Annotated in this window: 13 protein-coding genes; 7 read left to right on the forward strand and 6 right to left on the reverse strand. The window is 68.7% G+C overall.

Features of this window, described 5'->3' with window-relative positions:
- Window positions 1-2 precede the first annotated feature (2 nt).
- Window positions 3-1,256, forward strand: a complete 1,254-nt coding sequence (locus tag NF556_RS07655) for an RNA polymerase sigma factor (RefSeq protein ID WP_252595029.1) — start codon at window positions 3-5, stop codon at window positions 1,254-1,256.
- Here NF556_RS07655 and NF556_RS07660 read toward each other — a convergent pair.
- Genes NF556_RS07660 through NF556_RS07680 form a run of 5 tightly spaced genes read right to left on the reverse strand, consistent with a single transcriptional unit; the run spans window position 1,225 to window position 4,594 of the window.
- Window positions 1,225-1,545, reverse strand: coding sequence for a Uma2 family endonuclease (locus NF556_RS07660; RefSeq protein WP_252595030.1), 321 nt, complete (start codon window positions 1,543-1,545; stop codon window positions 1,225-1,227). The genes NF556_RS07655 and NF556_RS07660 overlap by 32 nt on opposite strands.
- Window positions 1,518-1,691 (reverse strand): hypothetical protein, encoded by a 174-nt coding sequence (locus tag NF556_RS07665; protein ID WP_252595031.1) that lies wholly within the window; start codon window positions 1,689-1,691, stop codon window positions 1,518-1,520. The genes NF556_RS07660 and NF556_RS07665 overlap by 28 nt, the downstream gene beginning before the upstream one ends.
- Window positions 1,692-1,695: 4 nt before the next feature.
- Window positions 1,696-2,409 (reverse strand): GntR family transcriptional regulator, encoded by a 714-nt coding sequence (locus tag NF556_RS07670; RefSeq protein WP_252595032.1) that lies wholly within the window; start codon window positions 2,407-2,409, stop codon window positions 1,696-1,698.
- 14 nt (window positions 2,410-2,423) lie between these two features.
- Window positions 2,424-3,368, reverse strand: a complete 945-nt coding sequence (locus NF556_RS07675; RefSeq protein ID WP_252595033.1) for a beta/alpha barrel domain-containing protein — start codon at window positions 3,366-3,368, stop codon at window positions 2,424-2,426.
- The gene (locus tag NF556_RS07680) at window positions 3,365-4,594 is read right to left on the reverse strand and encodes a CaiB/BaiF CoA transferase family protein (RefSeq protein WP_252595034.1); all 1,230 of its coding nucleotides are present in this window, start codon (window positions 4,592-4,594) and stop codon (window positions 3,365-3,367) included. Before NF556_RS07680 ends, NF556_RS07675 begins: the two co-directional genes overlap by 4 nt.
- Before the next feature lie 234 nt (window positions 4,595-4,828).
- On the opposite strand from NF556_RS07680, the gene NF556_RS07685 reads away from it, so the two are divergent.
- The 3 genes from NF556_RS07685 to NF556_RS07695 are packed head-to-tail and all read left to right on the forward strand — an operon-like array spanning window position 4,829 to window position 9,408.
- Window positions 4,829-6,910 (forward strand): hydantoinase/oxoprolinase family protein, encoded by a 2,082-nt coding sequence (locus NF556_RS07685; RefSeq protein WP_252595035.1) that lies wholly within the window; start codon window positions 4,829-4,831, stop codon window positions 6,908-6,910.
- Between the two features lie 3 nt (window positions 6,911-6,913).
- On the forward strand, window positions 6,914-8,785 hold the full coding sequence (locus tag NF556_RS07690; RefSeq protein ID WP_252595036.1) for a hydantoinase B/oxoprolinase family protein: 1,872 nt from the start codon (window positions 6,914-6,916) through the stop codon (window positions 8,783-8,785).
- A complete protein-coding gene (locus tag NF556_RS07695; RefSeq protein ID WP_252595037.1) occupies window positions 8,782-9,408 on the forward strand; it encodes an isochorismatase family protein in 627 nt (208 codons plus the stop codon). Before NF556_RS07690 ends, NF556_RS07695 begins: the two co-directional genes overlap by 4 nt.
- A gap of 10 nt (window positions 9,409-9,418) precedes the next feature.
- On the opposite strand, the gene NF556_RS07700 is transcribed toward NF556_RS07695, so the two are convergent.
- Window positions 9,419-10,708 (reverse strand): hypothetical protein, encoded by a 1,290-nt coding sequence (locus tag NF556_RS07700; protein ID WP_252595038.1) that lies wholly within the window; start codon window positions 10,706-10,708, stop codon window positions 9,419-9,421.
- Between the two features lie 191 nt (window positions 10,709-10,899).
- Here NF556_RS07700 and NF556_RS07705 point away from each other — a divergent pair, with 191 nt between their 5' ends.
- From NF556_RS07705 to NF556_RS07715, 3 genes are read left to right on the forward strand one after another with little or no spacing between them, the layout of a single operon-like run.
- Entirely contained in the window at window positions 10,900-11,367 is a 468-nt protein-coding gene (locus tag NF556_RS07705; protein WP_252595039.1) for a hotdog family protein, read from the forward strand.
- A complete protein-coding gene (locus NF556_RS07710) occupies window positions 11,364-12,944 on the forward strand; it encodes a class I adenylate-forming enzyme family protein (RefSeq protein WP_252595040.1) in 1,581 nt (526 codons plus the stop codon). Before NF556_RS07705 ends, NF556_RS07710 begins: the two co-directional genes overlap by 4 nt.
- Window positions 12,941-14,401: an APC family permease gene (locus NF556_RS07715; protein ID WP_252595041.1), complete on the forward strand. Its 1,461-nt coding sequence runs from the start codon at window positions 12,941-12,943 to the stop codon at window positions 14,399-14,401. Before NF556_RS07710 ends, NF556_RS07715 begins: the two co-directional genes overlap by 4 nt.
- The last annotated feature ends 12 nt before the right edge of the window (window positions 14,402-14,413 follow it).

A 14,413-nucleotide genomic window follows, 5' to 3' on the forward strand; every position in this document is an offset into this window, starting at 1 on the left:
AGGTGGTCCGGTCGGAGGCCGCTCAAGCGGAGGCAGCGCGGGCGGCCCGGGACGGGTACGGCCGACTGCTGGCCCTGCTGGCCGCCGCCTCAGGCGACATCCCCGCTGCGGAGGATGCCCTGGCCGACGCCTTCGAGCGAGCCTTGAAGACGTGGCCGACTGACGGCATACCCCGCAGTCCCGAGGGATGGCTGCTCACGGTCGCCCGCAACCGGCTCAAGGACCACTGGAAGTCGGCGGCGACCCGCACCGGGGTGCCGCTCGACCCGGCCAGGCACGACGTGCTGCACCTGGACGACATCGACCCCGACGCGGTGGGGGACCGGCGCCTGGAGCTGATGCTGGTCTGTGCGCACCCCGCGATCGACCATGCCGCGCGGACGCCGCTGATGCTCAACACGGTGCTCGGCTTCACCGCCGCCCAGATCGGTGGCGCTATGGCCGTGCCACCGAAGACGCTGGCGGCGCGGCTGGTGCGGGCCAAGCGGCGCATCAAGGACGCTCGGATCCCGTTCGTGATCCCCGACCGCAGCGCGTTGCCAGGGCGGCTGACGCACGTGCTGGAGGCGGTCTATGGCGCGCACGCCATCGACTGGCCCATCGGCGGTCGCGAGGAGCGCCCCGCGATGGCCGGCGAGGCGTTGCACCTGGCCGAGACGCTGGCCGGGTTGCTGCCCCGCGATGGTGAGGTGCACGGGCTGGCTGCGCTGATCTGCATGTCAAGCGCACGTGCGCCTGCGCGCGTCGATGGTCAGGGACACCTGGTGCCGCTGGGGGAGCAGGACCCGACGCGGTGGGACGCCGACCTGATCGCACGCGGTCACGCGCACCTGCGCGCCGCGCATGCCAGTCGGGTCCTGGGCCGGTTTGGCCTCGAGGCCGCGATCCAGGCCGTGCACTGCGCTCGCCGAGAGAGTGGCCAGACCGACTGGGACTCACTCCTGGAGTTGCACCGCAGCCTGCATGCGCTGGCCCCGAGCCTGGGCAGCAGCACGGCACTGGCGGCCGTTGCCGCCGAGGTTGATGGTCCGGCGGCTGGGCTGTCTCTCCTGGAGGAGCTGATCGAGCCGGACGCCCGGTTTCAACCTGCCTGGGCCACCCGAGCTCACCTGCTGGAGCGCCTGGACCGCGTGACCGAGGCCGACGCGGCCTATGCCAAGGCCGTGTCCCTGACCACCGATCCTGTCGACCGCGACCACCTGGAGCGGCGCCGCGCGCAGTTGCTCAGCGCACGAGATCAGCCGGGCAGAGCGTGACCTCCACCGGCGCTCTGACCGTCCGGGTCTGGTCGTCCGTGAGGTGCGCTTCCTCGCGAAAGGCGCCGTCCTCGCCCAGCTCATAGACCGTGATCGACGGCGTGTTCGGCGCGATAACCCAGTAGTGCCGGACGCCTGCAGCCGCATAGGCATCGCGCTTGCTGCCCAGGTCACGACGCCACGTCGAGGGGGAGAGGATCTCGACCGCAAGCAGTGGAGCCACGGGCAGCTCGGCGTCCGTGAAACTGGCTCGCGGGGCAATCAGCAGGTCTGGCCGCCCGAGGCGCATTGGTGCAGGAAGCTGGGGGACGGGGTCACCAGGACCTCACCGGCCAGCAACTCATAGCGACTGCCGTCTCGTTGCGCCTCGCGCAGCGCCTCGAACTCGGCCCGGCTGACCCGGTGCTCCGCGGCGTGATCGGTGAGTGTCGGCATGCTCTTATGCTTCCTCGTCCGTGGCCTGACGGCAACCCTCCGAGACGGTGTCTGACGCGCCGGTGGCATGGCGCGTGGACAGGATGTGTGAGCGCATCACGGACTCGGCCCACTCGCCGTCTCGTGCCCGAGCAGCCTCGACCAGTTGCTGGTGCGCCTGCATCGAGCGCTCGAGGGAGCGGGGAGCGTATTGGCTGAAGGTCCGGGTCACGATGGCCGGGCGGAAGAGCGCTTGCAGCGCGATGGCCAGGTGTCGGTTGCCGCAGCGCTCGACGAAGACCGTGTGGAAGGCGTTGTTCAGGGCAGTGAGCTCGGCCGGGTCGCGGCCCTGATCGACGATCTCCTGCATGCGCGTGTTGAGGTCCTCGAGCTCGGCCAGGTCCTCCTCGCGCAGTCGTGGCACGGCGAGGCGGCAGGCCACGGGCTCGAACTGCGCTCGCAGCTCATAGAGGGCTGCGGTGTCCTCCGCGGTGAAGGACACCACCTGGGCGCCCTTGTTGGGTGTCGTGTCGACCAGTCCCTCGGCGGCCAGCCGCTTCAGCGCGTCACGCACCGGCGTGCGGCTGACCCCCAGATCCCGGGCCAGGGCCTGCTCGAAGAGCCGCTCACCAGCGGCGAACTCGCCCTCGGAGATCCGCCCGAGCAGCTCGGCATACACCCGGTCCGAGGCGTCGCCCGAGGAGGGCTCGCCGGTCTCTCCCGATCGTTCCTGCGCCATGCTCACCCCGTCAGTCAGTCTGGCCAGGATGCGCTGGCCAGGTCGGCCCGGCTGCCGCCGCGGGTCACGAAGGACGTGGACGGAATGCCGGTCAACTCCACGCTGCGTTCTACCACAGTCAGGTAGGCGCTGAGGTCGATGCCGGTGTGGATGCCCAGGCTGTCGCACAGGTGGATGAGGTCCTCCATGGGGGCGTTGCCCAACACGGTCGGATCGCCCGGGAACCACAGGTCGCCGCCCAACCCGGCAAACGATCCCTCGAGCCAGCTCGCCCCGGCCATGAGTGCTGCCAGGGCGTTGGCGGGGGCGAAGCCGTTGCGGTCGTGCAGGTGCACGCCCACCTCGAGGCCGGGGTGTCGGGCCAGCGTCTCGGTGACGCCGGTGAACACCTCGCCGGGATGTTCCTGGCCCGAGGTCAGGGCGAGATAGACCCCGGCCGCGCCGGCGTCAACGGCGGCGTCGACCACGCGCTCGCGCTCCTCACGAGGCACGGCGCCGCGAGCGGGCGCAAAGAAGGAGCACGCGGCTGCGACGACGAGGCGGGCACCGGAGGAGGTGACGACGCGGGCGATCTCGGGCAGGTCCGCCAGCAGCTCGGCGGTGCCGCGCCGTTGGTTGCGACGGCTGACCTCGTCGTCGGCGGAGATCACGACGACGACCTCGTCGAGGCCGCACTCGGCGGCGCGTTGGGCTCCGCGCAGGTTGGGCGCCAGGCCGCGATAGCGCACGCCCTGGGGGCGGGGCACCGCAGCCATCACCTCGGCGGCATCAGCGAGCTGGGGGAGGACCTTGGGGTGGGCGAAGGACACGGCCTCGATCTCCGTGACGCCCGCGTCGATGAGCCGGTTGACCAGGTCAACCTTGTCCTGCGTCCGCAGTGGTGCAGGCACCGCCTGCAGTCCGTCGCGCAGTCCGACCTCGACCAGGCGCACGGTGTCGGGGAGGGTGAGTGTCGTCATACGAGTCCCTGCTCTCTGAGTCCGTCCACTTGCTCGGCGCTGATGCCGAGGTCGGCGAGCACCTCCTGAGTGTGCGCTCCGAGCTCGGGGCCTGGCCAGCGCACCGAGCCGCTGGTGCGGGACAGCCGGGGGAAGACGTTTTGCATCTGCACCTCGCCCAGCACGGGGTGGTCGACCTGGGTGATCGACTCGCGCGCAGCAAAATGGGGGTCGGCCAGCATCTCGACCGGCCGGAAGATCTTGCCGACCGGCACGGAGTGCTCGATCAGCAGCGCCTCGAGCTCGTCGGCGCCGAGCGTCGCGGTGAACTCGGCGACCATCGCGTCCAGCTCGACCTGTCGCTCACCGCGGGCCACGTGGGTGGCATAGCGCTCGTCGGTGGCCAGCTCCGGTCGGCCCATCGCCGCAGCGAGTCGGGCGAAGACGGTGTCCTGGTTGGCGGCGATGAGGATCCAGGTGCCGTCCTTGGTCGGATAGACGTTGCTGGGCGCGATGTTGGGCAGCACGGCCCCGGTCCGCTCACGCTGATAGCCCGTGAGCTGCCACTCGGGGACCAGCGACTCCATCACGCCGAGCACGGCCTCATAGATGGCCGAGTCGACGACCTGTCCGCGGCCGCTGATCTCGCGCTCGCGCACCGCGGCGAGGGCGCCGATGGTGGCGAACATCGCGGCGAGCGTGTCACCGATCGAGATGCCCATCCGAGACGGCGGGGTGCTCGGGTCGCCGACCACGTAACGCAGCCCACCCATCGCCTCACCGATCGCGCCATAGCCCGGCCGCGAGGCATAGGGCCCGTCCTGGCCGAAGCCCGAGACGCGCACCATGATCAGGCCGGGATTCAGCTCGCGCAGCGAGTCATAACCCATGCCCCAGCGCTCGAGCGTGCCGGGACGGAAGTTCTCCACGAGGATGTCCGCACCGGCGATCAGCTGGCGCGCGATGTCCTGGCCCTGCGGCTCGCGCAGGTTGACGGTCACGGACTTCTTGTTGCGCCCCACGATGGACCACCACAGCGACTGATCCTGGGGACGCTGCCTGCCCCACTGGCGCAACGGGTCACCTCTGCTGGGGTCCTCGATCTTGATCACGTCGGCCCCCAGATCGCCCAGGAGCTGACCGCAGAAGGGGCCCGCGAGGAGCTGGCCGACCTCCACCACCCGCAGTCCACGCAAGGGGCCGCCGTCGGGTTGGTCAGTGGGCTGCGGGTCGGACGGTGTGGTCACGATCATCGCTCCTGAGTCGGTGGTTTGGGTGTTTGGCCGGCGTGGGCCGCACGGGTGTTCTTGCATGCAATGTGACAGATAAACGGCGACTTCTCAACCATATGAGGACATCAAGTGAAGGATTGTATGCAGACCTCTTGACGGGTCATCGCCGTCGTGCCATCGTGGGGCGCAGCGAAACCCGTGACACAAGGACGTAACCCCGGGCGCTGCGGCGCTCCCTCAGGAGGACCCATGACATTTCGGCTTGGCGTGGACGTCGGCGGCACTTTCACTGACATCCTGCTCATCAACGAAGACACCGGTGAGTCGTTCCGGGGGAAGACCTCCTCGACGCCGGAGGACCAGTCGATCGGTGTGCTGCGGGGGATCGAGCAGGTGTGCCGCACCGCCGAGATCGGCACGGATCAGGTCCGGGCGGTGCTGCACGGCACGACCGTGGCGACCAACGCGATCCTGGAGAAGAAGGGGGCTCGCGTCGGACTGGTGACGACCCGAGGGTTCCGTCAGATCCTGCAGATTGCTCGCTCCTTTGTCCCCGGCGGGCTCGCCGGCTGGATCATCTGGCCCAAGCCGGAGCCGCTGGCCGCGCTGGAGGACACCGTCGAGGTGACCGAGCGCATCGGCAGCGACGGGCAGATCGTCCTGGAGTTGGACGAGGACGATGTCCGCACGCAACTGACCAAGCTCAGGGACCAGGGCATCGAGGCGCTCAGCATCAGCTTCATCAACGCCTATGCCAACGACCAGCACGAGCAGCGGGTCGCCGAGATCGCCGCCGAGGTGCTGGGGGACATCCCGGTGTCCCGGTCCTCCGCAGTGCTCCCCGAGCTGCGGGAGTATGAGCGCACCCTCACCACGGTCGCCAACGCCTATGTCCAGGGCCAGGTCTCGCGCTATGTCGGCAACCTGGAGCGTCAGCTGCACGGCTCGGGCCTGGACGCGGACCTGTCCATCCTGCGCAGTGATGGCGGACTGGTCTCATCGGCCATCGCTGCCGACAGCCCCGTCTCACTGCTGCTCTCCGGCCCCGCAGGTGGGGTCACCGGCGCCGCCTGGGTCGCCGAGCAGGCAGGGTTTGAGAACATCATGACCTTCGACATGGGCGGCACCTCCACCGATGTCGCATTGGTCGAGGGGCTCAAGCCACGCGTTGGCCGCGAGACCAACGTCGGTGACCTCACCGTCCGGGCCACGTCGCTGGACGTGCGCACCGTCGGAGCCGGCGGCGGCTCGATCGCCCACGTCCCCGAGCTGACCCAGGCGCTGCGCGTCGGCCCCCAGTCCGCGGGCGCGGCCCCCGGCCCCGCGTCATACGGGAAGGGAGGCACCGAGCCGACGGTGACCGACGCCGATGTGGTGCTGGGCTATCTGCCGCCCCAGCTGGCCGGCGGAGAGATCAGCCTGGACGTCGACGCAGCGCATGCCGCCGTGAAGTCGATCGCCGACGCGACCGGGCTGCCGTCCGTCCACGCCGCGGCCGAGGGCATCTATGACATCGTCAACGAAAACATCTTCGGAGCGCTCAAACTCGTCTCCACCCAGCAGGGGTTTGACCCCCGAGACTTCGCTCTCATGGCCTTCGGTGGGGCCGGCCCGCTGCACGCCAACGCCCTCGGCATCCTCACCGGTGCCTGGCCGGTCATCATCCCGCCGTCGCCAGGGGTGCTCGCGGCCTATGGTGACGCCACGACGAGCATGCGTGACGAGGCCGTGCAGACGCTGATCCGCCGGTTTGGCGAGCTCACCGACACCGAGCTGAGCGAGATGCTCCACGGCCTGGCGGACACGGCCCGGGCGTCGTTGCTCGAAGCTGGCCTCTCCGAGGGGGACCTCACCGTCACGTATGCCGTGGATCTGCGCTATCACGGCCAAGGCTTCGAGATCCCGGTCACCGTCGAGGCTGCCGACCTGGACGCCGGGGCCCTGGACGCGCTGCGCACGGCCTTCGATGCCGAGCACGAGCGGTTGTTCAACTTCCTGCTCACCAACGAGCACGAGTTGGTGACCGCGCGGGCAACGGTCAGTGGCCCCCGCCCCGAGATGGCCCCCACCGTGCTGGAAGAGGGCGGCGAGGACCCGTCCGCCGCGGCCCGCCGGACCCACCAGGTGTGGGTCGAGGGCAAGGAGGTCGAGGCGACCATCTACGACCGCCACAAGCTGCTGGCTGGCAACGTGGTGACCGGTCCCGCGGTCGTCGCCGAGATGGACTCCACCACCCTCGTGCTGCCCGGGCACGCCGCCACCGTGCACCCCAGCGGCAGCCTGCTCATCCGACCTATCGATGCCCCTGCCGACTCCGGATCGAAGGACTGACTCATGGCCGAACTCATCCAGACCACGACTGAGCCTCTCCACAAGGTCGACGTTGACGTCGTCACCCTCGACCTCATCGAGAACGGGTTGCGCAGCGCCCGTTACGAGATGGACGAGGTGCTCTTCCGCACCGCCCTGTCGCCCGGCATCCGGGAGCAGCACGACGAGTTCCCGCTGATCGGTGACCCCGAGGGCAAGATGGTCGTCGGTCAGTTCGGGCTCTCGATCCCCGACTTCCTCGACAACTTCGATGGCACCATCGAGGAGGGGGACGTTCTGTTGACCTCCGACCCCTACTCGTGCGGCGCCGCGATCAGCCACGCCAACGACTGGTTGATCGTCATGCCGATCTTCTTCGAGGGACGGATCGTCGGGTGGGCCTCACAGTTTGGGCACATGTCGGACGTGGGTGGCAAGACACCGGCGTCCATGCCGACCGACGCCCGCACGATCTTTGAGGAGGGCGTGGTCATCCCGCCCTTCAAGCTCTACAAGAAGGGCGTCCTGGATGATGACGCGCTGCGCATCATCTTGAACCAGGTCCGCAAGCCCGACTGGAACCGCGCCGACCTCAACGGGATCGTGGCCGCGTGCCGCACCGCCTCGCGCCGGGTGCAGGAGATGTGCGCGCGCTTCGGTGCCGACACCTACACCTCGGCGCTGGACGCGTTGCTGGACCGCAACTACCGGGCGATGAAGACGCTGCTGGCGCTGGTCTTCGAGGAGGGCAAGCCGCTCTCCTTCACCGACTACATCGACGACGACGGCCGCGGCAACGGGCCGTTCGAGCTCACGATGACGATCACGCGGACCGGCGACAAGGTGCTGATCGACCTGGACGGCAGCAGTCCCCAGGCCGAGGGCCCGATCAACTACTACATCAACGAGAACCTCATCCGGATGTTCTTCGGCATCTACATGATCACCGTGGCCGACCCACAGATCCTGTGGAACGACGGCTACTACCCACTGGTGGACGTCAACATCCCCGAGGAGTCCTTCTGGAAGCCGAAATATCCCGCAGCCCTCAACGGCCGCAACCACGGCATCGGCCGGCTGTTCGACCTCTTCGGCGGTCTGCTCGGCCAGTCCAACCCGGACCTGCTCAACGGCGCCGGCTTCTCCTCCTCGCCCCACTTCATGTATTCGGGCAACTACTCCGAGGGAGAGCGCAAGGGGGAGTGGTTCCAGCTCTATTCGATCGGCTTCGGTGGCATCCCCGGCCGACCGGTCGGTGACGGGCCGGACGGTCACTCGCTGTGGCCCTCCTTCGTCAACATCCCCTGCGAATACCTCGAGTCCTACTATCCGTTGCGCATCGACCGCTGGGAGACCGTCACCGACACCGGCGGCGCGGGCCTGCACCGCGGTGGCAACGGGGTCGACGTCTCCTATCGCTTCCTGGAGCCAGGCACCATCGCGATCCATGACGACCGCTGGCTGACCTATCCCTGGGGTGTGCTCGGCGGTGAGCCCGGCGCTCGCGGCACCAAGTGGATCGAGCGCTCCGATGGCACCAAGGAGGTGCTGCCCAGCAAGGTCCACGACGTTGACGTGGCCCGCGACGATGTCCTGCACTTCGTCACCTGGGGCGGCGGCGGGTGGGGCGACCCGCTCGAGCGCACCGTCGACCTGGTGGCGCTGGAGGTCAAGCGCGGTCTCATCTCGGCCGAGGGCGCTCGCCGCTATGGCGTGGTCTGCGACGAGGCGGGCATGGTGGACGAAGCAGCCACCGAGGCCCTGCGCGCGACGGTGAGATCCGGACGTGACGGCGAGCGACCGCTCTTTGACAAGGGGCCGGACCTGGAGACGATCCTGGCCAACGCCCTGGAGGAGACGGGGCTCCCCGCGCCCACGGCTCCGAAGCCGCTGTGACCGACCTGCCGTTCGCGGATGGATTCGCCGGGTCGCTGACCCCAGGCGCTCGGCCCGCCGTGCTCGTGGTGGACATGATGCGGGCCTATTTCGAGCCGGAGAGTCCGTTTTGCCTGCCAGATGACGGGTGCGTCCAGGCCGCGTCGGAGGTGCTGGTCGCGGCCCGGGCTGCGGGCGTGCCCGTGCTGCACACCCTCGTCCGGTATGGGCCGGACGGCGTGGACGGCGGCGTCTTCGTGCGCAAGGTCCCGGCCCTGCGGCTGCTCATCGGCGAGTCCGAGCTGGGGCAGCCGATGCCTGCGGTGGCGCCGCTGCCGGGCGAGCCGGTGGTGATCAAGCAATATGCCAGCGCGTTCTTCGGCACGAGCCTGGCCTCGACCCTGCAGTCCCTGCGCGTCGACACGGTGGTGATCCTTGGCGTGAGCACCAGCGGGTGCATCCGGGCCACAGCGGTCGACGCCCTCCAGCACGGCTTCGTCCCCCTGGTCGTGCGCGAGGCGGTGGGGGACCGTGAGCCGGCCGTCCACGATGCCTCCCTCTACGACCTGCAGGCGAAGTATGCCGAGGTCATCTCACTGACCGACACCACGGCATACCTGTCTGGTCTTGGCAGATCTGTCTGACCCACGGACCTCAGTGCCAGAGGTCGTGGTGCGCGGCGTGCGTTGACAGATAGGCTTTGTCCGTCAGGACCTTGTCGTAATAGTCCAGGTCGATGTGCTGGGCCTGCAGGTAGTTCATGATCCAGACCGTCGGCACCGTGCCGGGGAACTTGCCGAACGTGTCGTCGATATAGGTGGCCTGCAGCGTGAGCAGATCCTTGAACTGCTGCGTGTGCGGCGCGGCCTGCGAGCGGACGCCAGCACTGTCCGCCCAGGGGCCGGGAGTGTCCGGGTGGAACGGGCCGCCCGGTCCGAACTTGCGCTCAGTGAAGGCCTCGACCGCATCGCCCATGGTGGCGAAGTGCGGCCGGCAGTAGGACTCGAAGACTCCCTCGCGCCCGGTCGCGTTGGCGAACGGCCAGCGCTCGTCCTCGTCATAACGGAAGCCCAGCCCCGGCACCTCGGGCTCGCCGGAGGCGCCGAGCATGGTGAGCCGATCGATGCCGTCGAAGGACCAGCCGCCCAGGCCCATGCCACCGAGCACCAGGTGCCCGTTGTAGGTCGAGGTCATCAGCTCGGCGCTGGCCTCGGTGATGGAGTATTGCTCCACGAAGGACAGCGGGAACGGGTCGGGGTGGCGCAGCAGGTCGGTGAACTTGTCCTGGCCGGGGATCTCGCGGCCGTTGACATCGTCATAGATGCCATAGCCGTTCTGGATGAAGAAGGCCAGGTTGGCCAGCATGTGCTGGGCGATGTCGGCCACCGGGATCACCAGCAGCGAGCCGGGGTGGTTGGCGATCCAGGTGTTGTGTCCCTCGAGGTAGGGCTCCTCGCGCGGGATCCAGATGCGCTCGTCGGAGAGCTTGGTCGCCCGGTTGAGCACCGCGTTGAGGCGCTGCTCGGTGAAACCCTCGCCCTCGACGAAGTCCACCTCCGGGTGGGCGTCGCGGGTCGGCAGGAAATAGGTGCCGGACTCGTCGGTGAAGAAGAACTCCACGATCTCGAAGCCGGCCGCGGAGGGGAAGGTCCGTCCGCCGGCCCCGCCGCTGTAGTTCGGCAGTGCCGGTGCATAACCCGGGTGGTGGGTGATGCCGTGGTGCCACCCGGTCACGCCCGTGGTCGTGGCCAGCACGATGGCGCGCTCCAGCTCGCTCAGCGGCACCGGCTCGTGCTGGCTCTTGTAGGCCAGCGGTCCGGCGGGGACGTGGCCGCCCATCGGGAAGCGTCGGGACCGGCGCCCGTGGATGGCGTCGAGGAGGGGGAACTGGGCCAGCCCCTCGAGGGCTCGCTGCTGCTCGGGGCCGATCGTGACGGGTCGCACGGGGGCTCACTTTCTGCGGGAACGGGGACCGTTTCGCTGTCTGACGGGCTGGTGGCATAACGTCCGCGAAGGCTGATCCAAACTAGCACTGATGCCGTCAGGTGAGGTTGCGTGGGTGAGTCGGCCTTGACAGCGGGGCTGGCGGGGGTCAGACTCCAGAGTCAAGTAACTACTTGAGTATGGAGGATTCCATGAGCACAGAACAGACCCTCGACGACATCCAGGGGCTGACCGGGCAGTCCGAGACGTCGGCGTGGCTGCAGATTGACGAGTCCCACCTCAAGGACTTCGGTCGCGCCAGCTATCTGGAGCCGGACCGCGTTGACCTGACCCCGAGCCGCAACCACGCGATGGGCCCGACGCTGGTCGATGGCTTCCTGATGCTCAGCCTGCTCGTTTACTTCGACTTCAGCTCCCAGCTCTTCCGGACCCCTGGTGGCTATGCCTTCAACTACGGCCTGGACCGGGTCCGCTTCACCAAGCCGGTCTTCGTGGGCGACGGCGTGCGGCTCAAGCGCACCGTGGTCGACGTCGTCCGCAAGAGCCCCACGCGGTTGCTGGTGACCCTCGACTGCGAGCTGGAGATGCAGAGCACGGGCGAGACCGCGATGGTCGCGCGCTGGCTCTACATGATCGTCGACGGCCAGGGCGAGGAGTGAGCAGCCTGGACACCGCGGACGCCTTCGGGCAGCGGATCAGCGACGCCGTGCCCCGGCACGCCGAGTCTGCCCCGGATCGAGTGGCCCTGATCTCGCACGACTGGACCCTGACCTATCGGGAGCTGGCCGACGAGGTGGATCGGCACGCCGCCGCCTTGCTCGCCGCGGGTGTCGAGCGAGGCGACCGGGTGGCGCTCATGGCCACCCCCGGCCCGACCTTCGTCATCTCGTTCCTGGCCACCGCCAGCATCGGCGCCGTCTGGCAGGGACTCAACCCCCGTTACAGCTCCCGCGAGCTGACGTTCGTGCTCCAGGACGCCGCCCCCAGGCTCGTATTCAGCACCATCGGCGGCGACGACGCGACCGCCCTGGTGGAGGCGCTGGCCGACGTCGGACCCCAGCCCCTCATCCCGCTGCACCACCGCAAGGACCTCGAGGCGTTCAACGCCGCTGGTGAGCAGACCGACGCCGCCGACCTGGCGGCATACCGCTCCGTGGTTGACCCAGCAGACCCCGCCCTGATCGTCTACACCTCCGGCAGCACCGGCACGCCCAAGGGAGCGCTGCTGCGGCACTCCGGCCTGGTGCGCCTGGCCCACGTGGAGGCCGCAGCCTGGGCCGTCGAGGACCCGGTGATGATCTGCAACCTGCCGGTCAACCACATCGCCAGCGTCGGCGACCTGGTCAGCGTCCCTCTCGTGGCCGGGGCGACCCTGCTGCTGCGCGAGGGCTTCGACGCCGACGAGCTGCTGGCCGACATCGCCGCGCACCGCATCACCACGCTGTTCCAGATCCCCACCCAGCTGCAGCGCCTCGGCAGCCACCCGGACTTCGCGCGGACGGACCTCAGCTCCCTGCAGGTGGTCGCCTGGGGCGGCTCGCCGCTGCCGGCCGAGTCGCTGCGGATCTATCGCGAGGCAGGCGTGCGGCTGGTGTCGACCTATGGCCTGACCGAGGCCACCTCCTCGGTGACCTATTCGACCCCGGGCGCCTCCGACGAGGCGTTGCTGCACACCGTGGGTGCCCCCGACCCGGGCATGAACGTGCGCATCCTCGGCGAGGACGGGCAGTGGACGACCACCGGCACCGGCGAGATCTGCGTGCGCCACGACACGGTGCTGGCCGGCTATCTCAACCTTCCCGATGCGACCGCGGAGGCCTTCACGGCGGACGGCTGGCTGCGCACCGGCGACGTCGGGCACCTGCGCGAGGACGGCAACCTGGTCCTCGTCGGGCGGACCAAGGAGATGTTCAAGTCCGGCGGCTACAACATCTATCCCCGCGAGATCGAGGCCGTCATCGAGGCCCACCCGGACACGCAGATGTGTGCCGTGGTGCCCCGTCCCGACCCGGACTTCCACGAGGTCGGTGTGGCCTTCGTGCAGCCTCGGCCCGGCTCGCAGCTCGACGCCGAGACGCTGCGGTTGTGGTGTCGCGACCAGCTGGCCAACTTCAAGATCCCCAAGACCTTCGTCTTCCTCGACCAGTTGCCACTGCTCCCCGTGGGCAAGGTCGACAAGTTCGCCCTCCGTGCCGCCGCTGCTGACGGCCTGACAGATGCAGGAACCCGACCATGAGCGAGCTTCGCAAGACCATCAGCGTCCCGGCCCTGATCGCCATCGGCGCGGCCGGAGTCATCGGCTCCAGCTGGCTCTATCTCGGCAGTGAGTTCTTCGCCGACTTCGGCGCCGGCGGCACGATCCTCGGCTTCATCATCGCCACCGCCCTGGCGGCGTGCGTGGCGCTGGCCTACAGCGCCCTGGCCAACCGGATGCCCCGGGCCGGGGGAGAGATTGTGTATGCCGTGGTGGCGGGAAATAGCTTCCTCGGCTTCATCGTGGGTTGGCTGTTGATCGGCGCCTACGCCAGCATGGTCGCCTTCTATGTCACCGCCACCGGACGGTTGCTGAGCACGGTCTGGCCTGAGCTCAACTCCGTGGCGTTGTATTCCGTTGGCGGAGAGACGATCTTCCTGCCGATCATCGCCATCGGCTTCGCCCTCACCCTGATCGTGCTGGCGATGAACTGGTTCGGTGCCGAGTTCAGCTCGCGGGCACAGCTGGTGCTCTTCTCGATCATGGTGATCTTCGCCGCCGCTGTCGTCGTGGCGGGCTTCGCCCGGGGCAGCTTCGACAACTTCTGGCCGATGTTCGACAGTGCCTCGGAGACCTCGCCCGTGGTCAGCACCCTCAGTTTCGTGCTGCCGGCCTTCTCCTTCCTCACCGGCTTCGGGGTCGTGGCGATCCTGGCCGAGGAGGCCCGCGCCAGTGCCAAGCGCATCGGGCAGATTGTTGTGCTGTCGGTCGTGCTCGCTGGCGCCTTCTACACCATCGTGTTGCTCGCGACCGCGTGGCTGCTGCCGTGGGAGGAGATCGCCGGGATGACCAACGGCACGATCGAGGCCTTCGACGTGGCGGGCATGCCGCTGCTGTCCACCGCAGCCTTCCTGATCGGTGCCCTCGGCATCGTCACCACGTTCATCGCCGTGTTCTCCGCGTCCTCGCGGCTCATGTTTGCCCTCGCCCGCATCGAGTTGTTGCCACCGATGCTGCACAAGCTGGACGCCAAGACCGGCACCCCGCGCAACGCACTGCTCTTCACCACCGGCATCGGCCTGGTGCTCGGCCTGCTCGGCCCCGGCGCGCTGGTGTGGTTCCTCAACACGATCGGCGTCTTCATCGCGATCGTGTGGGCCGTGACGGTCTGGGCCTACTACCGGTTGCGCAGCCAGGGCGGGCTCGGTCCACAGCCGAGCCGCTCCTGGACCACGCTGCTGCCAGCCGTGGGTGGGATCGCGTCGGTCGTCATCGTCTTCGCGGCGCTCATCCCGGCCAGTCCGATGTCGCTGCGCTGGCCGTTCGAATACCTGATCTTCATCGGGTGGATCGCCCTGGGCGTCGTGCTCTATTTCCGCTCGCCGCGCCGGATGCCCCGCACCGACGTGCTGCGCTCGCTGTTGGGTGACTATTACGACCGGCAGTTCGGGGAGACGGACAGCCCGGCGCCGCCGGTGGAGGACCACCCCGTCCGGTGAGGCCACCGGTCC

It is taken from the genome of Ornithinimicrobium faecis, from assembly GCF_023923225.1.
Classification (GTDB): Bacteria; Actinomycetota; Actinomycetes; order Actinomycetales; family Dermatophilaceae; genus Ornithinicoccus; species Ornithinicoccus faecis.